Raw genomic sequence first — 24,933 nt, 5'->3', positions numbered from 1 at the left:
GAAAAATCCCCTTCTTCCTAGCATTGATATTTATAATATCAAAATAATGGAAGGTTTTCTAATTTCGATAATCCCACCGAATGTAGATGAATGCTATTCCCTCTATCTGTATTTGTTAAGAAGGACTACAAAAGATGGTCGGTCGTTAGTCCTAACATTTAGCAATTAAACCTCATCTCATCGACCGACATCCGAGTTTATTTTTCTATGATAAGACATACTCTTATAATTTCATTAAGATGCTTCTTTACAAATCATTAATAAATTCCCATCTAAATCTTTGAATACAAAATAAAAATGATCCTGAATCTCTGTAACAAGTTCCACATGATTTTCCTGCATAAATTGATAAGCAGCCTCAATATCATTCGTTAAAAATTGAATGGCTGGAACTTGGTAAGTAGAAATATCACCATCCTCTTTTCTCCACTTTGGCATGGCATCTAATATTAATCCAGCCGTACCTTCCATCGGTACCACGAATACGTGTCCAAAATATTCTTCTCCTCCTTCCAATCCAAGAATTTTTCTATACCATTCTTTTGCTTTCTCTAGGTTACGAACTGGGATAAACACACCACCGATTTTGTTTTTAATTGGTGTTCTGTAGTCAGGTGTAGTCATAATACTTCCTCCTTTAATGATGTAATACACTTTTAATTCGCTATTTTCTAATATACACCTTTCTAATTTTGAAAAATTCTTGTGCACTAGCCTATACTTAGTTCAATCAGAAAAAAAGAACTGCATAGGCAAACTCTTTAAGTTATAATTAACGTCTTTCGTCTTCAATGTGTTATAATGCTTGTAACTGACTAGCCTAAACATAAGGGCATAAACCAATTCGAGCCGTAGCGTCTGTAAACGCTGCGGCTTTTATGTTTGTGGCAGTTTCAAAACAAAAGAAAAAGCCCCACTTCATTGCGCGTGTGACTCTTCTAGACCTCCTAATATTCACTTTTCAAAAGTGAAAAGATGACAAGATCAACATACTTCCCTTTTTCAAATTCATGCTGTCTTAAAACACCTTCTTTGGAGAAATTCAATTTTTCCACTAATCTTATTGATGATGTATTTTCCGGTTCAATTTTCGCCTCTATTTTATTGATTCCCATCGATGTAAAGGCAAAGTGTATTATCTCGCTTAAAGCCTCTTGCATCATACCCTTCCCCCAATAGTCAGGTCTTAAATCATACCCAATTTCTATACGGTTATGTTGTTTTTCATAATTCAAATAACCACATGTTCCAATCACTTTTTGAGACTTAGCGTCTTCGATTACCCATCTTAAGCCAATTTGTTCCTTGAAAATTTTATCGTACCAATTTACTTCATCTAATGCATCTGCCATTGAATCAAATACTTTTAACGGCATATACTTGACTACATTTTCATCGGAATAAAGCTCAAAAAGATCCTGGCAATCCTCAACGTTTCCTTTTCGTAAGATAAAGCGTTCTGTCTCTATTTTTGGAAAATCTTTAAATTCGAACCCCATATTCCTCATAACTCCCCTTTTTCACCAAAACTAACATTTACTAATTGAATAGTAACATATTGCTTAGGAAAATAATCCAAAATATTTAGGTCCTCTATAACAATAGTAATATTATTCATGAGTAGGACTTCGTTTATGTTTTTCGTTAATAATTTTCTTATTAAGGATTCTTACTTTTCCCACCATCAATAACCTCATATCTTCTACTATATACTTAGCTAACTCTTCATCCGATATGTCATCACCATCAATATCAAGACGGAATTCCTGCCCTTGAATTCCACCCCCGTTTGTAAACTCAATTTCAAAGTCAAATAAAACTCGTTTATCCATTGCAGTCCCCACCTTACCTTTAGCGTGCTATCAATATATTCTGCATGGAATGAACTAATACCTTGTTTCTAATTGGCTGCTGCCGCTTCATAAATGCGAAGAAACACTCTCTTTTGCTCAAAATGGTTGCATCTGCTACTCTTGTATTATCAGAATTTTCCTTTTTAAAAGGAGGAACAATCATTGAGTGAAAAATTATTAAGAGTAGGTACCACCTATATTCCAGTTGTAAGTGTAGAACAATCAACAGAATGGTATGTAAACAAACTAGGAGCGGAATTAAGTTATCAAGATAAAGACAAGGCTATACTTAATTTTGCTAACCAAAGTATATTTCTAGTTAAGTCTAAGGAAAATCAAAGCGCCAATTTTTATGATATTTACGGCAATGAGCATTTTTCCTTAACGTTTGAAGTCGATGGTTTACATGCTTTAGAAGCTATACATCGGGAGTTTATTGAAAAACAAATTAGAGTGGGGGAAATTGAGGAAAGAGGACATACGGGGAGAAACTTTGTTTTTTATGATGTAAATGGCAATAAGTTTGATGTATGGAGCGAATTAAGCCCGCTCTTTAAGGAAAAATACGAATGCTCAAAGTAATCTCTTAACCTATTTTGCCCAGGCTAATTAAAATCAGCACCTGGGCATTTTGATTTATCTATACATATCTAATAAATTTAACAAATACCTTTCTGTTTCGTTGATTGAAAACATAACTTCCTTATGAAGTTTATCTTCCATAACATTATCATCATTAAAAAGCTCTAAGTATTTATTTACTTCCAGAAAGAATTTTTCATGTTCCTGTAAAAATTCATCAATTTTTGGGTCACCAGGTGTTACGGATAAATAAATAGTTTTAAATAAATTAAAGTCACTATATGCATTACTTAAGAAATAGATGGCCAGCGTTTTATCGCTATTAACATGTGATTTCACAAAAGTTAGATTTTGTTTTAATTTAATCAACGCATTGATAAGATTTGTAGTCTGTTTAAGCATATTTGCTGTATTACTATACATTTTAATAACCACCTCCAACTCTAATAATAGCAAAAAATCATCAAATTGGAATAATTCCCTGCAAAAGTTGTCCTTTCTTCCCTGAATAAAACACTTTATAACCGGAACTATAGGGAAATGTGGCATGCACTAACTAAAAGGCATCAGGACATCTTTCACAAATACCAGCCTTTTAATTGGAACGATTTTGTTTTTATAGTTTTTTCTTTACTAAAGGCAATAAACTATAAAACCCAAGTCATCGAATCATATAAATAGTAGTGTTAAGCTAATTTAGTTTAACTTGGTACCTCCCGAATTGTTACTTAGGGGTCACTACAAGGTGGCCCTTAATAGTTCTCTATTGATCTTTCATCTGTTAAATATTTATATAGTATAAAAACAATGAATGATATGGCTGAAATGAAAACCTAATTTCAATTCATAGCAGTTATCTACATATTGTTTCATAAATTCTTCAGAAAGCTGTGGCGTTTGCTGACGCTGCGGCTTTTTTGTGCATTTTTCTGTGCCATAAATTTGATTCACTTACTTATACGCGATAATTAAACGATACGAACAGTATCACTTGAGCTCAAACATGAATAAAAACTAAATGACAAGCTATAGAGCAGGAAATAGATGTTTATGTCTTATTCCTTTTTTTGAGTATTTAAATTGATAACGTCCAATTTAAGTTCTTATAAAGATATAGATATTTCTACTATGTAATAAGCCTTGGTATATAAGAACACCTTTGTTTATAAGTTTTCTATTGAAAAAATATCTACTAATTCATCTCTACAATTTTTTTATTTTTTGAGAAATATGATTAATACGACCAAGGAAAGTAACAACCTATTACATATTATGAAAAGGTAATCTGCAGATTATAGATCTTTACATTGGAGGGGGTGAAAATTACATGCCATTAACAACTGGACCAATAGAAAATACAGGAAATCAACCAGCTAATGCAACTAGCGTTCGTGTCAAAATTCTCAATCTTACTGGAGGTCAACTTACTGGCGTAGTTCGAGTTTTTAGACTAAACGGTACAAGACACCTTATATCAACAACTCCATTTAGCGTGGGTGCAAACGCTTCTGCTTTTGTAACACCAGGTTTAGGAAATTCGGCTCAATATGAAGTTGAAATTGCTCCTAACCAAACAGGAGGATTATATAGTGTTTACGGACGAACTGCTTCAGGGGTTATCATTACTGCTCAAAGACTTGTGCACTCAGAATTAACAGAAATTCTTTAATTTCCCATCAGATTTTAACAGTTAAAATCATAAAAGCCCTATAGCTCGCTATAGGGCTTTCCTATTCATTCATTTACCTCCGACTTATCCCCTTTCTGTATTGTTCAGTAACAAGAAAAAAATCTATCTCCTTATATTTCTTCAAATTTCATATTATACTTTCAATTATTTAAGCTATACAAAAAATCACATTCATAAAAGGTTGAAATCATTTTCTTTATAGACATATTACCAATCGCCTTCCAATCTTTATTCATAAAATATTTATATAGGATAAGATGTATTCTCTTGGGGATTTTTTCCTTGTAACAGATACCTATAATCTACGGGGTCCACAACATATTAAAAAGGGAGGTGAGGAAAGATGAAAAAATTGGACCAACAAAAATTTATTTGCCACAGTGAAAATAATCGAGTATTTCGGCACCGTATAAACGCTATTGACATAGATTCCAATGAATCACCTTTAGAGGTTCTTCCTGAAGAAGAAGTTATTCTCCCAATAAAAAATAGATATTTCTATAAAGTTGCAGATGATATTGCTTTAACAAATAGAACAATCTTCTAAATTTATTTTCAGATAATAATGGCAATTCATGAACATAATTAAAACACTTTAATCCTCATGGATAGATCAATCTTTACCTTAAAACTGTCACCTAAGAGACACCGGTCAGTATAAAGTAACTTAAGATTCGTTAACCCTAACCCCAATTCATACTGGTACAATCACAACCAGAACTCCATTAGAAAGGTAAATATAGTTTAGCTTTTAGCCTAACACTCCTATTTTGGTGCTAAGGGTTACTTTTATCTGAGTGACCCTTAAGATCTTAGTTTTATTTGTCTAAAAATCAGTTACATCTAATCCCTAATATTTACCTATACTTCACGAATAAATTACTGAAAAAATGAATTCTTTATGGAAGGCAATATGACTGATATTTGGATCGTTATCCTTCAATTATAGTACTGCCTCCCTGCCAAAGTATATTTACCTTTTAAGGATGCAAATAAATTATAGGAGTGCCATATTATATATAGGAGGATTTTTGGTAGTAGTGATGGTGATTGGGATTATGCTTTACCACCAACATCAGCTAATAAAAAGTTATCGATCACTACTTTATGGACAACTATATATCATACAAAAGCCAATTGAACGTATTTTATTATTTCAGGGAAACAGGTGAACAGTATACTCGAGAACAACGAGCACAACTATTTGAGCTACTATATGATGCATTTGCGGATGTTGCTAATCATACTGGTGGCGTTCTACAGATGGAGCCCTCTATTAAAGAACAATATTTTGGAGGATTTCAATATAAAGAACGAATATCTTCAATGCTTGAATGCCTACATAGAAGCGAGAACCTCAGAAAAACGTGAGGAAGCCCATTTACAACTGAAGGAACAATATGAAGCCTATCAGATATTTTTAAAAAAGGCGGAAACAAATTAGTTAAACCATTTGAGTAAGGGCTTCGATACACCTGATTAAGTTTCATAAAAAAACCTATATGTTAACTTAAATAATAATCCATGTTAACATATTATATATCATTATTTTGGGGGTGTTTTTTTGTCTGGCAAGAATAAACCATTGCTTGGCTCGGTTACTAGTTTGGCTTTACTTACTTTAGGAGGATATCGAATCTTTACAAACAACTTAGAAGCTATGTCCATTCTCGTAGCCTATGTTTTCTTTATTTGCGGACTGATAGGCTTTATTTTTAATGTAATAAAGTTATCTAAAATTCCTAGAACCTAACGTTGTCATATTACAACCTTTCAAATTTAAATCGAGTACCGTTCCCTTTCTTTTTTCTAACAGGCCCAGAAATACTTCATGGGTTTACATATGTTAAGTCTAGAGCACAAAGAAGGGCGGAATGAAATGGATCCACGGTTAGCACAATTGCTTCAAAAAGTAAGTTTATATGGTACGTTAGCGAAATACTATGAACATATTGATCCAGAGAAACATATGTATTTTTACGAACAACATTTTAAGTATGAAACACAACTTGTTCAACTGTATTGGCAACTTCACAGAGAAAATCCATATGCCTATTAATTCAAAAAAGACCAGTAGCTCCTTTTTTAGAGAGCCTGGTCTTTGTTTTGCTCAATTTTTCTTTGTTCCTGAAATACCTTTCTTGTCCCTTATATAGTCTATTGGAGCTCGAATAATACTATCGAATAAATCAGTTGGTTTACGTGGTATAGCAGGTGTCATGAAATTAGTGCCTAAAGATTTTAAGCTTAGTAAATGATGGATTAGCCATGCAAGGGCGAGCATTTGTCCAAACAAGCCAAACAGTCCGGCAGATAAGATAAAAATATATCGTACAAATCGACTTGCATTACTCATTAAAAATATAGGGGGAAGAAAGGATAGTAACGCTGATGTAGCTACTAATACAATAAGAATATTACTTAAAAGACCAGCTTGCACTGCAGCTGTTCCAATAACTATACCGCCAACGATACCGATTGTTTGCCCTACCTTTGTCGGCATTCGAGAACCCGCTTCTCGTAAAACTTCAACGATCAGTTCAATAAACAACACTTCTATAAGAGGCGGAAATGGAACTTTACTCCTCGATTCCTGAAGATTTAACAATAATTCATATGGTAAAATTTCCGGATGAAAAGTTAAGGCTGATATATACATCGGCGTAATCATGATTGTAAGGAAAAAGCCAAAAAAGCGTAACATTCTTAATAATGAAGCCGTCGTCCATCGGTTATAATAATCCTCAACCGACACAAACATCTCAAAAAATGATGTTGGACAAACAATCGCAGTTTGGCTATTGTCTAGAAAAACAATAATTCTGCCGTCAATTAAATAGCGACAAACACTATCGGGTCTTACGGTCATGTAATATTGTGGAAATGGTGAAAAAGGATTGTCTTCAATTAGTTGTTTCAAGACTGAGACATCAGTAATTAAAGGATAATCAATTTGATCGATTCGATTTCTTAAATTCTCTAAATTTTTCTCATTGACTATGTTTTCCATATACATAATAGAAATTTTTATATTTGCCTCGGAACCAATGATACGGTTTTCATTTTTTAGCATAGGGCTTTGAATACGCCTACGCAGTAAAGAAATATTCGTTTCTAACGATTCAGTAAAGGCATCCTGTGGGCCAATAACAGTTGATTCTGTTTCTGTGTTGGCAATTGCCCTGGTCGGTGCACTATAAGTATCAACACTTACCAATCCGTTCGTTTCATGAAAATATAAAAGCGTTTGCCCCGCATTTAATTTTTTGACAGCTTCACTAATTTTCTTTGAATCCACATATTCAGAAATTTGATGTATTTGTTTAATATTATTGGCTAAAGGGATATAAACCATCGTTTGAATGGTCATCTTTTCCACTAAAGAAGAAAAGTAAATAACCGTCACATCTCCTTCTTCAGTAGAAGTCATTTTAAATTTAACATCATCTACTTCGTAAGTTTCCTGTTTTAGTTTAGCAATTATTTGCCAAGCTGCCTCGTCCATCCAAACGATCCCCCTTTGCTCAATTTTCTTTTTAGTTTATCTGTTCTTCATGTAATTATGCTAAAAAATGAAAGCTATATATATAAATAAAATAAGAAAACCCATTGCCAATTAAGGCAACGGGCTTGAATTACGATGACATTTAAAATTTAACACATCTTACTAAACAATTTCTGAACAAATTTCTCTGAAATAAAAAAGAAAACCACTCTATAACAAGTGGTTTTCTTTCTTCATTCATTTAAGAATTAAAGTTTTACGATGTTAGCAGCTTGAGGTCCGCGTTGGCCTTCTTCTACTGTGAATTCAACTTTTTGTCCTTCTTCAAGTGATTTGAAACCTTCACCTTGGATTGCTGAGAAGTGAGCGAATACGTCTTGTCCGCCTTCTACTTCGATGAAGCCAAAACCTTTTTCTGCATTAAACCATTTTACTGTACCTTGTGTCATAATCAATGACCTCCATTTTAAACTTATTAAATAAAATCATAATACTTTAAAAAAAAACACATACTACAAAAAGTATTAATCAAAAAACGAATACTCTTTGTAATATGTGAATTCATTGTTTGTTTACGCACGATTTTATTAACTTAACTATATAACAAAAAATTATATTTGTCTAGTCCAAACGTAAATTTTTTTAAATTTGGTCTTGGAAACCAATTTGGTTAAAACCTTTGATCTTGTCTAATTAAAGTGATTTACTAAAAATTCACAACATAAAAGGGACATTTTTTTGTATAAGTAGCCTTTTTTTACACAAATTAATAGGGAGTGTATCGCACGCACTTATTTGGTTGTGACGCTAGTTGACCGTCACAGCCTCCCCATTTGTTACTTAGGGTCACTTTAAAGCCCGGTGACCCTAAATTATTTCTTCACCTGTTGAAGCAAAGAAAAAAGCATCTCTTTTAAAGATGCTTATTGAGACAATTCTTCAGATGAAGTTTTTTCAAACTCTAATATATGTCCATCTATTTTTGCTTTTTCTTGTTCCTCGATAAATTCTTCTTTTAGTTCATCAAGTCTGGAATTATGTGTTTTTTGATAACCCGGAAATAGATTGTAATCTACTGGTTTCCCCATAAGTTCACCTCTTATCTCAGTTTTTATTTTATTATAGGGTATATTGATATTTTCTGACAATTGTTTATACTCTTTTTGATTATATGGACTGACAAGACACTACAACTGAAGCCTTATAAATCATTGATAAATATACATAATGGCCTAGGAAAATATTATTTGAATACTATGATTTCATTAAACCTTTATTAATATAAATGTCACTATTAAAATAAAAACACTCATTTGACGTTTCTATAAAATAGGTGTTCGATTACCCCTCTCCCCTCTCCCCATATATGATGAAAAAATCTTAAGAAATCTTCATAAATATTCTCAATAATTATTAATAATTGCCATTTACAATAATGAAGGTCGACAGTCAACACATGTTTTATGTGTGTGGACCATGAACAGAATCAATTAGTTGGGAGCGTTTTATCTTGGGAGTAACAGAAATTATTATTAATATTCGAATTTTAATGTTGCCCGTCATCATTATTATTGGCATTGAGTTTTTGCTTATTGCCCTCTATTATTTCGTTTATTATAAAAAACAACCATCCGAACGAAAAAAACTAAGTATTACTAAAATGATGCTTGGCGCACTCTTCATTGGGTATATCGTATTTGTATGTGAGCTAACGATTATTGGACGTGGTTCTTCTCATTTCCTAGAGATGAATCTTCAACCATTCAGTGGTTATATCGATGCCTGGAAAAAATACTCGTTACGTGATCTTCAAAATTGTATTTTTAATATATTAATGTTTGTGCCGCTTGGGATTTTCTTACCCTTACTTTTCTCTAAATTTAAAGCTTTTAAGAGGCTTTTCCTTGTAGTCGTATGTGCTACACTTTCAATTGAAACATACCAAACACTTACAGGAGCAGGGATTTTCGAGCTTGATGACTTATTCAACAACTCACTTGGTGGGGTTATCGGATACCAATTATACAGACTAGGGGCTTCTATTGTTCATCACAAAAAAGTAAAAATAAAAAGTCTTGTTGGAACTTTGGCTATCCCTCTTATCATGGGATTGATTTTTATTGGGATGTCATTGGTATATGCTCAACAAGAATTTGGACATCTGCCAATAAACGCTTATACAAAATCCAATATGTCAGGTGTTCATATATCTACTTCATTGCAATTAGACTCAAACCCTACTGTTGCGCCCGTTTATAAAAAAATTATTCATAATGAAGAAGTTGAAACATTGTTGCAAGATAAATTAGGGTTATCGGAGTTGAGTACAAAGAATTATAAAGAAGACAAAGAAATTTTATTGCAAGACAAAGCAGGTATGCAATATACATTATTTATAAGTTCAATGGGAAATTGGTCGTTAACAGCGAATAATTATTCGCAGCAAGCGACATCGACTGGTCAGGAACACTTGATTGATAAGGCGAAGGCATTGATGGACGAACTTTCTATCCTCCCTCAAGAAGCAGAGTTTTCTGTACTGGAAAACGGGGAATTTGAATGGAATCTTCCAGATCGTCCCGATTTAAATGTCGACTATTGGTATGGGGATGTAGTTCTTGATCTTACACAAGATGGACGTGCATATTCATTAGCCTATAATGTTCAAAGAAATCAATTTACACGGGAAGTAGATATCTTCTCCCCTGCTGAAGTATATGAGCAAATAAAGAATGGAGAATTTCCTCAAATAAAGTATAATGCACTCGTTACAGAAGAAGAGCTGGTTCTAAAAAAAGACGATCAGCTTGAAATTGAATTAATCGAGCTAACGTATATGTATGACACAAAAGGTTTCTATCAGCCAGTATACAACGTTTCTGGAACATTAAACGGAAACAACTGGTTTACACTAATACAGGCAAGAAAGTAATCCTTCTAAATCTAAAACATTACTTTAAGAGATGAAAAAGACCAGCTAAGCTAAAATTTTGCTTTGCTGGTCTTATTTGAGCTTTAGGCTTTCTTTTTTGAAGGGTATCCAATAGAAATAGCTATCATTCCGCAAATACCAATAAGAATGGGATAGATCGAGTATTGCAGCATACTTACTGGTGATATTTTGGCCACGCTTGCGGCAGCAAGGAATTGAGCCCCATACGGCAGAAGCCCTTGGACTGTACAGGAGAAAATATCTAATATACTTGCGGATTTTCTTGGCTCAATGTCATATTGTTCAGCAATATTTTTGGCAAGTGGCCCAGCAATTAATATCGCAATTGTATTATTAGCAGTAGATAAATTCGTTAAACCCACAAGGCTAGCAATGCCGAATTCAGCACCCTTTTTCGATTTAATTCTACTTGTCGCAAGGTGCAGCAAAAAGTCAATGCCTCCATTAAACTTAATAACCTCTACCATTCCAGCTATTAATATGGCAAGAAAGGCGATTTCATACATACCGGACATGCCTTCTCCAATCGTTTGCAGAAGGCTCATCAAGTGATAGCTACCATCTACTAAGCCAACAGCACCTGCAAGGACAATCCCTAATGCCAGCACAAGGAAAACATTCATCCCAGATAACGCTAAAATGATCACTAAAACATATGGTACAATTTTAACCCAACTATAGCTTACATGCGCCACTTGTGCTGTTTCACCCATTGAAATGATTGCTAAAATAATGCTCGTTACAATAGCTGCTGGCAATACAATCCAAAAATTAACCTTAAACTTATCCTTCATTTGTGCGCCTTGTGAACGTACGGCAGTAATGGTTGTATCTGAAATAAAGGATAAATTATCACCAAACATGGAGCCACCAACAACAGCTGCCATCACTAAAGCAATAGAAAGGTCTGTAAGATCACTTATTCCAACGCCTATTGGAGCTAATGCAACAATCGTTCCCACGGATGTACCCATTGAGAGGGAAATAAAACAGGCAATGATGAACAAGCCCACAACCAGTAAGTTTTGCGGAACGACCGATAAAGCAAAGTTAACAGTGGAATCTACTGCCCCCATACCTTTTGCAACCTCTGAAAAGGCCCCAGCCAAGAGAAAAATAATAACCATCATCATGACATTTAAATTCCCTGCACCTTGACAAAAAATATCAACTTTTTTCGTAAACGATTCTTTTCGATTCATGGCTAGAGCCACAGCACCTGCAATGGTGATAGCAACAATGACAGGAAAGGCATAAAAATCACCTGTAATAACCCCAGAACCAATAAATAATATCATAAAAACAACAAATGGGATCAGCGCCCATGGATTCTCTTTCTTCACTGTTTTACCTCCAAAAAAATTAAAATCAGCCTTTTTCCATAAAAAAAGGCCTCATCTTGAATGAACAAGAAGAGGCCTTATATTGAAAATACACCTCTTATCTATCAAGTCATTTCTTGCTGGATTTGGCACAGTAACTTAATGACTAAGTTCCGCTGCCGAGATTTCATCGGGCCAGTCCCTCCATCTCTCTTGATAAGAAGAAAAAATATTATTTTTTTGACACAATATTAAAAGATTAAAATAAAAAATTAATATTTGCAACAAGTTTTTTCTTTAACTTCTATACGTACATAGATTTTCCGATTAATCTTAGAAGAAATCTGCTTATTGTAGCTGATTTTGTGTATTACTGAATAACGCCGATAGCGGATATTCCATCTTGCTCCTCGGGTATTCATCCTGCTTCGCGGTTATTTCACCTTACTCCTCGGGTATTCAGCCTTGCTCCGCGGGTATTTCGCCTTGCTTCGCGGGTATTTCACCTTACTCCGCGGGTATTTCGCCTTGCTTCGCGAGTATTTCACCTTACTCCGCGGGTATTTGCCTGCTAAATAATAGAATATAATCCCAAGTAGCTTATTGTGCAACTAACAAAAAACCAGGTGCTCTTCTAAGAAGAACGCCTGGTTTTATTGTGAAAGTGAATCTTACTAACTTACTTAGTTTTGATTCGTTATAATACTACGCTAAGTTGAGGCAATGAACAAGTTAAAATATTTTCCAACAAAATTTTAGGGAATTTTTATGTTTTTTCGAGCATTTCAGGAACCCGTTTCAAAGGTATTAAATTTTGTAGTGCTCATTATTTTCGTTAAAGTAAGTAATAATAAAGTCCCGTAACTGTTGAACGGCAGCTGACGAAATGGAATTTTTTACCCAGGACAGACCTACTGTATACGTTGGATTCATATTAGCTATTTTTACAAAATGTAAATTAAACTTTCTACAAACCGATATGGGCAACAAGGCTACACCCTGTTCCAGCTGGATAATTTCTGCCAGAAGGGTTGAATCTACTTCATAGTTTTTGATAGGCATAAATCCCGCTCTTTCACAAAGTGACGTTGTAAAACGACTATATTCTGCATTGTTGGCTAAGGAAATAAAGGATTCATTTGCAAACTTAGCTAGAGCAACCTCTGACTGACCAGCCAATGGGTGATTAGAAGGCAACACAAGTACTACATCCTCTGCCACAAGCACACAGGTTTCAATTTCTTCATCAATGATTGGAGGGCCTGCTATGCCCAGATCAATATCCCCTCTCTTTAAATTTATACGTATATCATCCCTTGTCTCAATTCCCTGTTGAATTTTGGCATGAGGAAAATCATTAATATATTGACTAATTAGTCCAACGAGAAATCGTGTATTTGATATGGCTATTTTAACTGTACGAGCATTGATTTCATCAAGTGATTGAATATCCATTTTTGCATTTTCTAGTTCGATAAATACCTTATTAACATGCTTGAGCATAATCTGTCCTGCAGCACTTAATTCAATATTTCTTCCTTTTCTATGAAATAATTTTGTGCCTAGTTCATCCTCCAGACGTTTTATAGTCAAACTTAAGGATGGCTGTGCAATATTTAACTGTTGAGCCGCCTTCGAAATATGCTCTGTATTTGCTACTGTTTGAAAATACTTCAATTGTAAAAGTTCCATTTCGCTTAAGCCCCCTAATTCATTTATCTAAATAAATATATTTATATTTTATTATGTATTAGACGCAATGTAAAATCCGCATTAAAGTAGTTATTGTAAGAAGACAAAGTTGAAAGAATGGTGGTTTTTCATGAGAAAAGATGAAGTAATGAGACAATTCACAACACCGTTGGATGCAGGTGCTTATCCCATTGGACCTTATCGCTTTTATAACCGTGAATATTTAAATATCGTCTATAAAACAGATATGGAAAAACTTAAGAAAATTGTTCCAGAACCATTGGAAGTGAAGGAGCCCTTTGTCAAATTTGAAATCATGAAAATGCCAGATGTAACAGGGCTAGGTTCTTATACAGAGTGTGGTCAGGTCATTCCTGTTAGCATGGATGGTGAAGAAGGTGATTATTTACATGCAATGTATGTTGATAGTTTCCCAGCCATTGCCTCTGGTAGAGAAATTGCTGCGTATCCTAAAAAATTAGGTAAGCCTAGTTTATTTGTAGATTCTGATACATTAGTTGGTCTCTTAGATTATGGTTCATTAAGAGTGGCTAATGCAACAATGGGATATAAACATTTCCCACTGGATCATCAAGAGGCACTGAAAGAAATTATCAAACCCAATTATATGTTGAAAAAGATGCCTGGTTATGATGGACGACCAAGAATTTGTGAGCTAGTGAGAAGTGAAATTACGGATATTAAAATACTGGGAGCATGGTCAGGTCCAGCGAGACTTGAACTTTTTGCCCATGCACTTGCCCCAATGGCTGATTTACCAGTGTTAGAAGTTGTATCAGCTTCCCATATTGTCACAGAACTATCGTTGGCATCACCTACTGTTGTCTACGATTATTTAACTGAAAAATAGAAAGAACACTAATCCATACATTATCTAATCAAGCAATGAAGCCGTATGGAACTATGCAGATGAAGCTATTGGAGAAACAACGTGACAAAATACAAATAGCTAAGCTTATTGAATAATTAAATAAACCAAGGAGGCATTTAGATGAGAATCGCCGTTTTAGGAGCAGGATCTTTAGGAACAATCGCTGGTGCATATATTGCTGCCGGTGGACAAGATGTCGAATTAATTGATGTTTATCAAGAACATGTAGACGAATTGAATCAATCAGGGGCAAAAATAACAGGAACTACTGACTTTCAAGTGAAAGTAAAAGCCATTACTCCTAAAAATATGTCAGGAACTTATGATTTAGTTTTACTGTTAACAAAACAATTGTATAATGACTCGGTTTTACAAGGCTTACTACCATTTTTAAATGAAACAAGTGTCTTTCTTTCTTTACAAAATGGGATTCCAGAAGAAAAAGTCGCTGCAATTGTAGGGCGAAATCGTGTGATTGCTGGATCAGTTGAGTTTGGTGCTACATTCATTCAACCGGGCATATCTAGTTTGACAACAGAATATAACCACTTCAAACAATATGCATTTCAAATTGGTGAATTAAATGGAGAAACAACAGAAAGAATTAGACAAATACAAACAATTTTAAATCTTGTAGGTGGCACACACATCTCAGACAATTTAGTTGGCACAAAGTGGTCTAAACTATTAATTAACAATGCTTTTAGTGGTCTTTCTGCCGCGCTCAATACGAATTTTGGTGGCGTTCTTGATCATGAGACGAGTAGTATTAGCGCCGTGCATATTGCGGATGAAACGATAAAAGTGGGGCATGCTGCTGGAGTACAATTTGCCAAAATGAATGGCTTCGATATAGCTTCATTAGAAGTGAAAAAGGCTCATGATATCCCTGAACGTGTCAAAGCCTTCCAACAATTGATGGCATCCTCTAAACTACTTAAAGCAAGTATGCTACAGGATTTAGAGAAAAAACGTAAAACGGAAATAAATTATATTAATGGAGTAGTATCGGAGCTTGGCGAAAAGCTGGGTGTTGCCACACCTTTTAATAACCTTGTCGTTCAATTAGTAAAACAGGCAGAAGATTTACAGACCGTTACTAATTTTGAAACAAACATGCCATTCTTTGCTGAACTAGTTAATCATCATTAAACAAAATGACCAGTCACTCTTCACAGAGTGCTGGTCATTTTGCGTTTAGGTAAAGACTATGAAAATCTTCTTGAATAGACTAACATATTGTTCTGAACAAAATCTGAACAATAATACAAAAAAGACTAGACCCTACAACATGCTGTAAGTCCTAGCCTTTTAAGTGAAAGTGAATCTAACTAAATTTTTGCTTAGCTTTAGATTCACATTATAATACGAATGAACAGCCTAAAGGTTTCATATTTTTTTAATAAAATGGGTCTCCCTACACAAAAAGACCAGGAAATCACGAAAATGTGATCCTGGCCCTTTTGTGAAAAGTGAATATTACTCGTTTACTTTAGTTTTTTTGTATTCTACTAATAAGTTAGACGGCTGTTAGTTAAAAAAGTTACATTTATTTTTAAAATTTTTTATTTAATTTTATAGTATGACCTATCTTCCCCTCTCGTATAATCAAAGTACTGAAAACTTGACAAAAAAATTATTTTATGCTAAAATTTACATTTAAAATATTGTTTTGTATAATAGGATTCTCCTGGCCAGGGGAATCCTATTTTTTTGAGGAGTGTTAATATGAATAAACAGCAATCTAGTATCACTTCATTAATAGCTGCCTTTAGTAGAGCTTATCATAGTCAAATGGATACACCGAAAATTTTTGATGATTATGTAGCAAAAGAGTTAATCTCACCTGAAGAGTTTCAAAGTATTCAAGATCACCTGATACAAGGCATCGACTTCTTTAACAAGGACATGGCTATACCAACTAAAGACAATGTAAAAAATTTAGTAAAATGGATAACGCAAATTCAACTCGCTCCTACTCCCTTGGCACGTGCAGCATACAACGAAAATGTCTTGCATCATGAAATCCGGCTTGGTATCGAGCAATATGTCATTTTAGGCGCTGGCTTGGATACTTTTCCTTATCGTCATCCTCAGTTAGAAACAGTTGTAGAAATTTTTGAGGTTGATCATCCTACAACCCAGGCTTTTAAGAAGAAACGATTACAAGAAGCATCACTTCCACCAATGAAGCATCTTCATTTTGTTTCAATGGATTTTACTAAACAATTTCAATCTCAACCCCTCTTTGAGCAAGGGTTTCAGTATAAAAAGACGTTTTTTAGTCTGTTAGGTGTCTCCTATTATTTAACGAAAGAAGAATTAGCAAGTTTACTCACTCATTTATTTGCTCTTGTTCCATCAGGCAGTTCCATTGTGTTGGATTATGCCGATGAAACTCTCTTTCAGGAAAATGGCCTTTTTAATAGAGTGGACAACATGGTGAAGATGGCTGCTGCAGGTGGCGAGCCGATGAAATCGTGTTTTGCTTATGAGGACATGGAGAAGATGTTAGATCCATTGGGTTTACTCATATACGAACATCTTACCCCTCCTGCTATTCAACAGCTTTATTTCCAGAATCGGACGGATTACTTATCAGCTTTTGAAACCATCCATTACATGCATATTGTTAAAAAATAAGTATAGTTAATTTATTTTTATATTATTCTTAATTTTCTTTCTATTTCCCAGGCAATTAACTATTTCAATATATAAATTTAGTATACTATAGTAGTGTAAAGCTAATTAGCCTTACACCTCCTAGATTCGTTACTAGGGTCACTGTGAATGCAGTGGCCCATCTATTATTAACAACAACCCTTAAAAGGGCCCACTTAAAGTTTTTTACTAAAAAATAAGCCTCATCCCAAGTGTATGCACGTTTACTAGTCAGACAAGCGGACATGCTCTGCTTATCCTAATAACAGTTTACAAAAAGAGTTACCTCAATATCACTTTTTGATTATTTTGGCTGTTATTTGCTTATCCTTAATAATGTTGGACTATCTTTGCCCTTTTCCTTGAGGAGGTGCCGATCATCAAGCACACACTGTCATTCATGCTATTGCTTTTCATTATTCTTTTGTTAGGTGGATGTTGGAGTAAACGAGAGTTAAACGAATTGGCTATCGTTACGGCCTTTGGGGTCGATAAATCGGACGAGTTTGTTGAAATTTCCGTGCAAATTGTTAACCCTAGTCAGGTAGCCTCAAACAAAGCCTCTAGTTTCCAAGTCCCTGTTTTTACCTATCATGCTAAGGGAAAATCCTTATTTGACGCCATGCGAAAATTAACCACTTTGACGCCAAGGAAACCCTATTATTCCCATGCGCAAATTATAATCATCGGTGAAGAGTTGGCTAAAGAAGGAATGAATAGCATTTTAGATTTACTACAAAGGGATCCAGAGGGTAGAAGCGAATTTAACATTATTATTGCCCATGAATCGACTGCCCAAGAAATTTTGAGTATTTTAACACCATTAGAGGATATTCCAGCTAGTAAATTGTTTAAATCCTTAAAGGATACTGAAGCAACCTGGGGAACGACTGAATCTGTTATTCTCGACGATTTAGTTCAATCTTTGGGTCATATAGATAATAGCGCCGTATTACCTACCATTCAAATTCATGGTGATGCGGATGCTGGAAAATCTAGCAGCAATGTTGAAAAAATTAAGAGCCCCGCACAATTACAATATGGTGGACTGGCTGTTTTTAAAAATTATAAGCTTATTGGCTTTTTGACAGAAGAAGAAAGCAGAAATTATAACTTTTTACACAATAATATTAAGAGTACCTTTGAAACGCTTGCCTGCCCTGAGCAAGGGAAAATATCGACAGAAATTATTCAATCTTCAACAAAAGTGACAGGACGTATTCAGCATGACATTCCCTCGATTACGATTCAACTGGATATTGAACAGAACGTCGCTGAAATAAGCTGCCCTCTAGATTTAACCAAGCCCGAAACCATCGATGCTCTAAATAAAGCAACGAGCAAGCAAATTAAGGAAAGTATAGAGCGCACAATCCAAACGATTCAACAAACCTATCAGGCTGATATTTTAAAATTTGGCGAAGTACTACATCGTGAGGATTATAAAGCTTGGAATCGAATAAAAAAAGATTGGTCGACTCTTTATCCAGAGCTAGAGGTTAATCTTGTAGTCGATGTCCAGACAAAAGGAGTAGGTACCGCAACAAAATTAAAACTCAATAAAAAATGACCAGTCGCTACGATGACTGGTCATTTTGTTTTTAGCGAACAGCTTCAAATGTCATGAGTGACGTTTCTTGACTTGGCTGTTTAGTATACATGTAGTTTGCTGAACAAGTGATAGTAGTGAAACCAATACTTTGTAATAGAAATTTAAATTCCTCTACACCATACCAACGCAATGGGAACTTTTGTAGTTCCGTATCCACTAATTTTCCTTGTCGCCATTTTTCATATTTTAATACTGTTAATGTTTTCTGCTCCACCCAGTTCATGGCTATCGATTTTCTTTCAAGCGCAATTCCTTCATCTTCCGAAATTTGAAAATAGGTTGTCGCCATTTCTCCCGTTTTCCAGTCTGTCGGAAATAATAAATCAATGATAATCCGTCCACCAGGAACTAGATGCTGATACATACACGTTAACGCAGAAACAGCCTCCTGATAACTTTCGATTAAACAGAACGAGCCAGTAGGCATAACAATCGCCTCGTATAGCCTACTTAATGAAAAATTACTGACATTGCCCTCATAAAGCACTGGTGTCAGCCCTCTTTCTAGACATTGTTTTCGACAGGAAGCTAGCATTTCCGGAGAATAATCAATCCCCTCTATATCAATGCCTTTTTCCTTTAAAGGAATATAGAATCGACCAGAGCCTACTCCAGCTTCAAGTACCTTACCTGTAATACCCTGCAATCGTTCTAGATAATATTCAATATCCCCACCAAGGGAGTATCCTACTGGTTTTGTAAAATCATAAAGCTCTGTGCTTAACGGTCCGTAATTTTTGTACATTTTTTCTCCTCCGATTGTTGCGGAAGAATCAAATTTTTAATCCCCCCACACCTTCATGTTATTTAGTGTAAATACAGAGCTGACTTTCATTGTATATCACTCACTTTCTTGTAAATTTAGTTAAATTATACATTTATTAATCAATTTTCTCAATGTTACTATTGATTTCTAGTTGATGACAATTTAATGTACGAAATAGCACAAATTATCAAAAGCTCATCCACCATAAACGGTAATATAGAGGCAAGAAAGGATGATGGTATGGATTATTTTGAAAGAATTCAAAACGCCATAGAGTTTATTGAGGAAAACCTTCAGGAAAAGTTAATGATTACAGCTATTTCTTCCCAATCTTACTTTTCACCATTTCATTTCCAAAGACTTTTTCAGGCCATTACAGGTTTTTCGGTGCAGCAGTATATTCGGAATAGGAGGCTTTCAGAAGCGGCTTTCCTCTTAAAAACAACCTCACAAACTATACTTGAAATTGCAATCAACTTTCAATATGGTTCTCAAGAGGCATTCACAAGGGCATTTGTACAGTATTTCGGTATTACACCTGCTAAATATCGAAAAGGGGCCTACTCCATACCACTTCAAGCCAAAATGAACTTTTTGGACTATAAATTGGAAGGAGAACTCCCTATGCAGCGACCAGAAATACTTCAATTATCTAAAAAACTAATCGTGGGCTATGAATACAAAACAACATTACAAGACGATCACTATTATGGAGATATTCCAGGCTTTTATTTGAATTTTGGTCAACAGCAATATTATAAGCGCATTTCCTATAAAGTTGCTCCTAATATAGCATATGGAATTTCTTCACACTTTCAGGAGGATGGGCAATTTTCCTTTATTGTTGGAGAGGAAGTTCAAGCATTTAAAGATCATGTAGAGGAAGGTTTTATTCATCTTGAAATTCCAGCTGGTAAATATGCTGAGTTTTCATTGACTAGTACTGCAGAGGGAATACAAAATACGAGACGTTACATTTATGGAGTATGGCTTCCCCATTCTCATTATGAGCGAGATACTGGTCCTGACTTTGAAGTAACTGACGTCATGCACTCTACCTATCCACATGCTTTAAACATGAAAATTTATATTCCCTTAAAGGAGCAACCATCATGATAATTGAAAAAGTATTTAATGAGTTCCCAATCTTAGACTCAACAAATCTAGAACTCAAAAAAATAGAAGACATTCATATACAAGAGATATTCGCTATTTATGATAATGATAAGGTCTTTGAGTACTGTGGAATTATCCCCAAACACAACCTGCAAACTGTTCAAAAAATGATAGGCCATTTTGAACGAGATTATATGAAGAAAAGCAGAATAAAATGGGGAATTTTTGAAAAATCTCAACGCGAAAAATTAGTTGGCATTATCGAAGCAATGGATTTTAATCAAAAAGTAAATATGGTGACAATCGGTTACTATTTAGCTGAAACATCTTGGGGAAAAGGTATTGCAACAGAGGCACTTCAAATCGTTGTAAAATTTTTATTGGAGGAAGTTGATGTTCATCGAATCCAGGCAGAGGTTATGCCTTTAAACGAGCCTTCGAAAAAGGTGCTGCTAAAAAATGGATTTATAAAAGAAGGTCTATTACGACAAGCTACAGTATGGTCCGGTAAAGGGGTTGTTGATTTAGAAATATATGGACTATTGAAAGATGATTATAGTAAAAATGACTAGACTCTATTTGTGAGTCTGGTCTTTTCTTTTAATCTTCAGATAAATGGACGTTTTACCATCTTCCAGAAGGCTCTATGACATAGATTAGAAATAGATAAATGACATAAAGGAGCGTTGTATGAAATGGATGACAATAGATATTTAACACGAATAAATTGGGAATTTAACAATTATCATAAATTTGCTAAATGCTATTGTGAATCAAAGAATTATTACTTAGGCCAATATGATGGCAATGATCATATGGCTGAAGAAGATTCCTATAAAATCAAATATTATAATAGCCCTCAATTTGAAAAAACTGTCCAGGAGAAAGGTCAGAGCAAAAAGCATTGTGAAAATTGTGTCTGTCATCATTTAGAATATTTCGAACCAGGGACATTAGTAGATGTTTTCCTATCTGATGGCACAAGATTTTTACGTATTTATTTCCTCTACTTCGATTCCCAAAACTGCTGTGGGAATTTCCTTCAAATCGAAGGAAATAGACTGCCTGTCATCATTGATTGCCGTAAAATTGAAGCGATTCGTAAAAGCTGTACAGCAAAATAACTCTTTGGCTCTTCCCTTTTTGGAAGTAGCCTTTTTTTGCAAAACATAATAAGGAATAAGGCCGGTTATACGCCATATAGCGTAACCAGCCCTCATAATTATTCTTTTTTGATCCATTGTATAAGTTGTTCATCGAAATACGCAGGTTCTTCAAACATTGGATTATGACCGCTTTTTTCAAAAATGACTTTCGTTACGTGGGGAACTTGATCTACTGTTTCCCATAAGGCTACAGGTGCGACTAAGTAATCATACTTGCCTAAACCTACAAAGATTGGCTTATGGAATTGGTGTACAAGTTGACTTAGATTCTGCTGGGCAAAAGCCACACCCCAAAGATAATCAATGATTTCCATATTCGTATCAACGTCTTCCCACATGGATGCGGCATTAAAAGTATAATCATAGAAGCTATGTGCCCCCATACGAATACACATATGAACAAAGCGTCGTTTGGGGTCCTGTTCAATATCCTGCTCCAACAAAGCAATATCTTGCTCAAATTGTTTTTTACGTCCTGCACTTGCATGTGTTTCAAAATAGGAAATGCTTTGCTGCTGTCTCTCTTGGCTATTTGTTGGGGCTGTATTCAATAGGATGACTTTTTCAACATGCTGGGGATAGGCTATAGCATACGCCATCGCCATAAATGCGTGACCTGAGTGTCCTAAAATAATCACATTATCCAGCTTTAGTATTTGCCTAGCTTGTTCAATATCTTCAACTATTTTATCTAAAGTATAATCTTCTTGTTTCATAGGTCGTTTTGTTGATTTCCCAAATCCTCGATGATCTAAAAAAATAAGTTGAAAATGTTGGGATAATTCCTGTGAAAACAGACGTGGATAATAAATACTACTACCCACAATTAAAATGGGCTGACCATGCCCCTTTATACAATAGTTCAATTCAAATCCATCACAAACCATTTTATTATATGTCATATTGGTATCCTCTTTTCTTTTTTGTGCTATCACTCCCTTTCCTCTTGGTGTTCCCGTGTCTTTTCCATTGAACGATCTAGCATTCTATTCACCTCAAAGATGGTACTTTTACACAAACAATACCATTTGTAGCGCTTTCTAGCAATTAGTATCATGTATAATGAACAAAAGGAGGAAGTATATGAAGGAAAGTCTAATGGTGCGACTGAAAGCATTCCTTCTCATACTAATTATGTAGAGTTCATCACAACATTTGGGGGCGCCTATGCCGGAATAGCGGTCCATGCTTTTTCTAATGGTTCCAGTATCGGAAATGAAACCGTTGTTAATTTAGCGCTAGATTTTCGTCAACAATTCCTCGATTATCTACCTCCAAATATTCTAGCTACTAACTATGTTTATGAATGGGAAAACAACAAAGGGGTTAAATAAAATGGATAAACAATTAGAACCTATTATTACGTTAAGAAAAAATGGCCAGCTTGAGGAAGCTAATCAATTAATGGTAGCTCTACTAAAGGGAAACCCTGAAAATGGCTACTATCAATTTCAATGTGCCTGGACATACGATTCTTTAGGAAAAGAAAAGGAAGCAGTTCCACACTATGAAAAGGCGATTGCATTAGGACTTGAACCTGATGTTTTAGTTGATGCCTACCTCGGATTAGGTAGTACCTATCGTACTCTAGGGCAATATGAACAAGCAAAACAGACACTTGAACAAGCCATGCACGAATTTCCGGAAGCTGAGCATGTCAAAGTCTTTTACGCCATGACACTCTATAATCTTGGCGAGCATAGTAAATCAATGGAAACATTGCTAAATACATTAGTACGGACAACCAGTCATCAAGGTATAATCGATTATAAAAAAGCTATTCACTTCTACAGCGATAAGCTTGATCAAATATGGTCATAATATTAAACGGGTTCTCGAATGAACCTGTTTTTGTTTTGCCACCGCCTTTCTCATAGCCCTTTATAAGTGAGAAAATGTATGATAAAATAAGAACACACATTCGCTCTCTCTTATTTTTTTACGGGCGATGTTAGGTTATGTAAATGGGTCTTCGTGCGAGAAGTCATACATAGATAAAAAATATAGTGTCGGATAATCTGCTATAAATGCCTATAAAAAACAGCTACTTTTGGTGAAAAGTAACCGTTTTTCTATTCTTTATATCGATTCTGAGGCTTGTTGAATTAATGCAGCCACCATTTTATCCATTTGGGCAAAGCGATCATCCTGTGTTTGCCCTTTCACATAGCGGTAATAAATTTGCTGACAAATGACGGCTAATTTGAAATAAGCAAATGTACAGTAATATTGAATGTTTGAAACGTCTCGCCCGCTTTTCTCTGCGTATCGTTCAATAAATTGCTGTCGTGTATAAAAACCTGGCATGATGGTTACAGGTGGTTCACCAAGTGCATGTAACAGCATTTTCGGGTCATCCGCCTGCATCCAGTAACTCATCGCCACGCCGACATCTGCTAGTGGATCCCCTACCGTCGTCATTTCCCAATCGAATAGACCAATCATTTCAGCATAATCATTAGAGAACATGGCATTATTCAATTTATAATCATAATGAATAATTGTTGCCTCTTTATTATTTGGAACATGTTTCTTTAACCATTCTGTCAAAGTAGCTACTTCGGCAATCTCTGCAGTTTTCGCCCTTTCATAGCGCTCGATCCAGCCATGGACTTGTCTTTCCATAAATCCATCAGGCTTCACCATATCCTTTAATGATGTATCTTGATAAGGGATGGCATGAAGTGCAACTAAAGAGTCGACCATCATTTCAGACAACTGGCAAGCTAGTTCCTCTGAAGGTACTGTACCTGTTGGAAAATGTGTATCCAGGACAACACCTCTTTTGCGCTCCATTAAAAAGAAATCACTGCCAATAATATCGGAATCCTCCACATAAACATACGGCTGTGGAACCGCTTTGAAGAAAGGATGCAATGCCGATAATATTGTAAATTCTCGCTTCATATCATGTGCCTTCTTGGCAACTGGTCCAAGTGGTGGTCTACGAAGAACGACTTCAAAATCAGCTATTTTTAAACAATACGTTAAATTAGAATGTCCTGCACTAAACTGTGTTATTTCCAGTTTCCCCTTTGGAAGTTCAGGAAAATGATTTGCTAAAAAGGCTTGTAATTTAACAGCATCTAGACGCTCACTTGCCCTTACTTGCATTGTATCCAT

At 35.1% G+C, this 24,933-nt stretch carries 27 protein-coding genes and 1 riboswitch; of the genes, 15 read left to right on the top strand and 12 right to left on the bottom strand.

Going from position 1 to position 24,933, the window contains the following annotated elements; translation table 11 throughout:
* Positions 1-234 precede the first annotated feature (234 nt).
* The 3 genes from ABC382_RS02590 to ABC382_RS02580 form a co-directional block, all read right to left on the bottom strand.
* Positions 235-624: a VOC family protein gene (locus tag ABC382_RS02590; RefSeq protein ID WP_322606555.1), complete on the bottom strand. Its 390-nt coding sequence runs from the start codon at positions 622-624 to the stop codon at positions 235-237.
* 323 nt (positions 625-947) lie between these two features.
* Positions 948-1,499 carry a GNAT family N-acetyltransferase gene (locus ABC382_RS02585; protein ID WP_274793332.1) on the bottom strand — a complete coding sequence of 184 codons (552 nt, stop codon included), beginning with the start codon at positions 1,497-1,499 and terminating at the stop codon, positions 948-950.
* Positions 1,500-1,610: 111 nt separating this feature from the next.
* Positions 1,611-1,832, bottom strand: coding sequence for a cyclase (locus ABC382_RS02580; protein WP_274793333.1), 222 nt, complete (start codon positions 1,830-1,832; stop codon positions 1,611-1,613).
* Between the two features lie 183 nt (positions 1,833-2,015).
* Here ABC382_RS02580 and ABC382_RS02575 point away from each other — a divergent pair, with 183 nt between their 5' ends.
* The gene (locus ABC382_RS02575) at positions 2,016-2,435 is read left to right on the top strand and encodes a VOC family protein (protein ID WP_322606556.1); all 420 of its coding nucleotides are present in this window, start codon (positions 2,016-2,018) and stop codon (positions 2,433-2,435) included.
* A gap of 54 nt (positions 2,436-2,489) precedes the next feature.
* Here the strand turns inward: ABC382_RS02575 and ABC382_RS02570 are convergent, their stop codons facing one another.
* Positions 2,490-2,858, bottom strand: coding sequence for a hypothetical protein (locus ABC382_RS02570; RefSeq protein ID WP_322606557.1), 369 nt, complete (start codon positions 2,856-2,858; stop codon positions 2,490-2,492).
* 904 nt (positions 2,859-3,762) lie between these two features.
* Between ABC382_RS02570 and ABC382_RS02565 the strand changes: the two genes are divergently transcribed.
* The 4 genes from ABC382_RS02565 to ABC382_RS02550 all read left to right on the top strand — a co-directional run bounded on the left by ABC382_RS02565 (position 3,763) and on the right by ABC382_RS02550 (position 6,184).
* Positions 3,763-4,104 carry an ATPase gene (locus tag ABC382_RS02565; protein WP_274793335.1) on the top strand — a complete coding sequence of 114 codons (342 nt, stop codon included), beginning with the start codon at positions 3,763-3,765 and terminating at the stop codon, positions 4,102-4,104.
* Between the two features lie 364 nt (positions 4,105-4,468).
* Entirely contained in the window at positions 4,469-4,672 is a 204-nt protein-coding gene (locus ABC382_RS02560; RefSeq protein ID WP_322606558.1) for a hypothetical protein, read from the top strand.
* Positions 4,673-5,232: 560 nt separating this feature from the next.
* Positions 5,233-5,496, top strand: a complete 264-nt coding sequence (locus ABC382_RS02555; protein ID WP_322606559.1) for a hypothetical protein — start codon at positions 5,233-5,235, stop codon at positions 5,494-5,496.
* 508 nt (positions 5,497-6,004) lie between these two features.
* The gene (locus ABC382_RS02550) at positions 6,005-6,184 is read left to right on the top strand and encodes a hypothetical protein (RefSeq protein ID WP_274793339.1); all 180 of its coding nucleotides are present in this window, start codon (positions 6,005-6,007) and stop codon (positions 6,182-6,184) included.
* Positions 6,185-6,235: 51 nt separating this feature from the next.
* Here ABC382_RS02550 and ABC382_RS02545 read toward each other — a convergent pair whose 3' ends face one another.
* The 3 genes from ABC382_RS02545 to ABC382_RS02535 all read right to left on the bottom strand — a co-directional run bounded on the left by ABC382_RS02545 (position 6,236) and on the right by ABC382_RS02535 (position 8,718).
* On the bottom strand, positions 6,236-7,630 hold the full coding sequence (locus ABC382_RS02545; RefSeq protein ID WP_274793340.1) for a spore germination protein: 1,395 nt from the start codon (positions 7,628-7,630) through the stop codon (positions 6,236-6,238).
* A 248-nt stretch (positions 7,631-7,878) separates the two neighbouring features.
* A complete protein-coding gene (locus ABC382_RS02540; protein WP_004225195.1) occupies positions 7,879-8,079 on the bottom strand; it encodes a cold-shock protein in 201 nt (66 codons plus the stop codon).
* 474 nt (positions 8,080-8,553) lie between these two features.
* Complete coding sequence (locus ABC382_RS02535; RefSeq protein ID WP_274793341.1) at positions 8,554-8,718, bottom strand: hypothetical protein; 165 nt, start codon at positions 8,716-8,718, stop codon at positions 8,554-8,556.
* A 422-nt stretch (positions 8,719-9,140) separates the two neighbouring features.
* Here ABC382_RS02535 and ABC382_RS02530 point away from each other — a divergent pair, with 422 nt between their 5' ends.
* The gene (locus tag ABC382_RS02530; RefSeq protein WP_322606561.1) at positions 9,141-10,562 is read left to right on the top strand and encodes a VanZ family protein; all 1,422 of its coding nucleotides are present in this window, start codon (positions 9,141-9,143) and stop codon (positions 10,560-10,562) included.
* 83 nt (positions 10,563-10,645) lie between these two features.
* Here ABC382_RS02530 and ABC382_RS02525 read toward each other — a convergent pair whose 3' ends face one another.
* Positions 10,646-11,881 carry a Na+/H+ antiporter NhaC family protein gene (locus ABC382_RS02525; protein ID WP_312506533.1) on the bottom strand — a complete coding sequence of 412 codons (1,236 nt, stop codon included), beginning with the start codon at positions 11,879-11,881 and terminating at the stop codon, positions 10,646-10,648.
* Between the two features lie 139 nt (positions 11,882-12,020).
* Positions 12,021-12,128, bottom strand: a riboswitch (SAM riboswitch).
* Between the two features lie 584 nt (positions 12,129-12,712).
* Positions 12,713-13,597: a LysR family transcriptional regulator gene (locus tag ABC382_RS02520; protein WP_322610666.1), complete on the bottom strand. Its 885-nt coding sequence runs from the start codon at positions 13,595-13,597 to the stop codon at positions 12,713-12,715.
* 130 nt (positions 13,598-13,727) lie between these two features.
* Here ABC382_RS02520 and ABC382_RS02515 point away from each other — a divergent pair, with 130 nt between their 5' ends.
* From ABC382_RS02515 to ABC382_RS02500, 4 genes are all read left to right on the top strand, one after another.
* Complete coding sequence (locus tag ABC382_RS02515; RefSeq protein ID WP_322610665.1) at positions 13,728-14,468, top strand: acetoacetate decarboxylase; 741 nt, start codon at positions 13,728-13,730, stop codon at positions 14,466-14,468.
* Positions 14,469-14,609: 141 nt separating this feature from the next.
* Positions 14,610-15,641, top strand: coding sequence for a ketopantoate reductase family protein (locus ABC382_RS02510; RefSeq protein WP_322610664.1), 1,032 nt, complete (start codon positions 14,610-14,612; stop codon positions 15,639-15,641).
* Positions 15,642-16,217: 576 nt separating this feature from the next.
* Entirely contained in the window at positions 16,218-17,132 is a 915-nt protein-coding gene (locus ABC382_RS02505) for a class I SAM-dependent methyltransferase (protein ID WP_322610663.1), read from the top strand.
* Between the two features lie 418 nt (positions 17,133-17,550).
* Entirely contained in the window at positions 17,551-18,720 is a 1,170-nt protein-coding gene (locus ABC382_RS02500; protein ID WP_322611017.1) for a Ger(x)C family spore germination protein, read from the top strand.
* A 31-nt stretch (positions 18,721-18,751) separates the two neighbouring features.
* Here ABC382_RS02500 and ABC382_RS02495 read toward each other — a convergent pair whose 3' ends face one another.
* Positions 18,752-19,507, bottom strand: a complete 756-nt coding sequence (locus tag ABC382_RS02495; protein WP_322610662.1) for a class I SAM-dependent methyltransferase — start codon at positions 19,505-19,507, stop codon at positions 18,752-18,754.
* Between the two features lie 261 nt (positions 19,508-19,768).
* Between ABC382_RS02495 and ABC382_RS02490 the strand changes: the two genes are divergently transcribed.
* From ABC382_RS02490 to ABC382_RS02480, 3 genes are all read left to right on the top strand, one after another.
* Entirely contained in the window at positions 19,769-20,644 is an 876-nt protein-coding gene (locus ABC382_RS02490; RefSeq protein WP_322610661.1) for an AraC family transcriptional regulator, read from the top strand.
* Positions 20,641-21,216: a GNAT family N-acetyltransferase gene (locus ABC382_RS02485; protein WP_322610660.1), complete on the top strand. Its 576-nt coding sequence runs from the start codon at positions 20,641-20,643 to the stop codon at positions 21,214-21,216. Before ABC382_RS02490 ends, ABC382_RS02485 begins: the two co-directional genes overlap by 4 nt.
* A gap of 123 nt (positions 21,217-21,339) precedes the next feature.
* On the top strand, positions 21,340-21,768 hold the full coding sequence (locus tag ABC382_RS02480; RefSeq protein ID WP_322610659.1) for a hypothetical protein: 429 nt from the start codon (positions 21,340-21,342) through the stop codon (positions 21,766-21,768).
* Between the two features lie 98 nt (positions 21,769-21,866).
* On the opposite strand, the gene ABC382_RS02475 is transcribed toward ABC382_RS02480, so the two are convergent.
* Entirely contained in the window at positions 21,867-22,712 is an 846-nt protein-coding gene (locus tag ABC382_RS02475; protein WP_322610658.1) for an alpha/beta fold hydrolase, read from the bottom strand.
* A 153-nt stretch (positions 22,713-22,865) separates the two neighbouring features.
* Here ABC382_RS02475 and ABC382_RS02470 point away from each other — a divergent pair, with 153 nt between their 5' ends.
* The gene (locus ABC382_RS02470) at positions 22,866-23,144 is read left to right on the top strand and encodes a hypothetical protein (RefSeq protein WP_322606570.1); all 279 of its coding nucleotides are present in this window, start codon (positions 22,866-22,868) and stop codon (positions 23,142-23,144) included.
* A 1-nt stretch (position 23,145) separates the two neighbouring features.
* Positions 23,146-23,631: a tetratricopeptide repeat protein gene (locus ABC382_RS02465; RefSeq protein WP_322610657.1), complete on the top strand. Its 486-nt coding sequence runs from the start codon at positions 23,146-23,148 to the stop codon at positions 23,629-23,631.
* A 258-nt stretch (positions 23,632-23,889) separates the two neighbouring features.
* On the opposite strand, the gene ABC382_RS02460 is transcribed toward ABC382_RS02465, so the two are convergent.
* Positions 23,890-24,933, bottom strand: coding sequence for a phosphotransferase family protein (locus ABC382_RS02460; RefSeq protein WP_274793354.1), 1,044 nt, complete (start codon positions 24,931-24,933; stop codon positions 23,890-23,892).

Source organism: Lysinibacillus phoenicis (assembly GCF_047238325.1).
Taxonomy (GTDB): domain Bacteria; phylum Bacillota; class Bacilli; order Bacillales_A; family Planococcaceae; genus Lysinibacillus; species Lysinibacillus irui.
The sequence above is the reverse complement of the archived record's forward strand: the minus strand, read 5'-3'. Positions and strand labels throughout refer to the sequence as shown.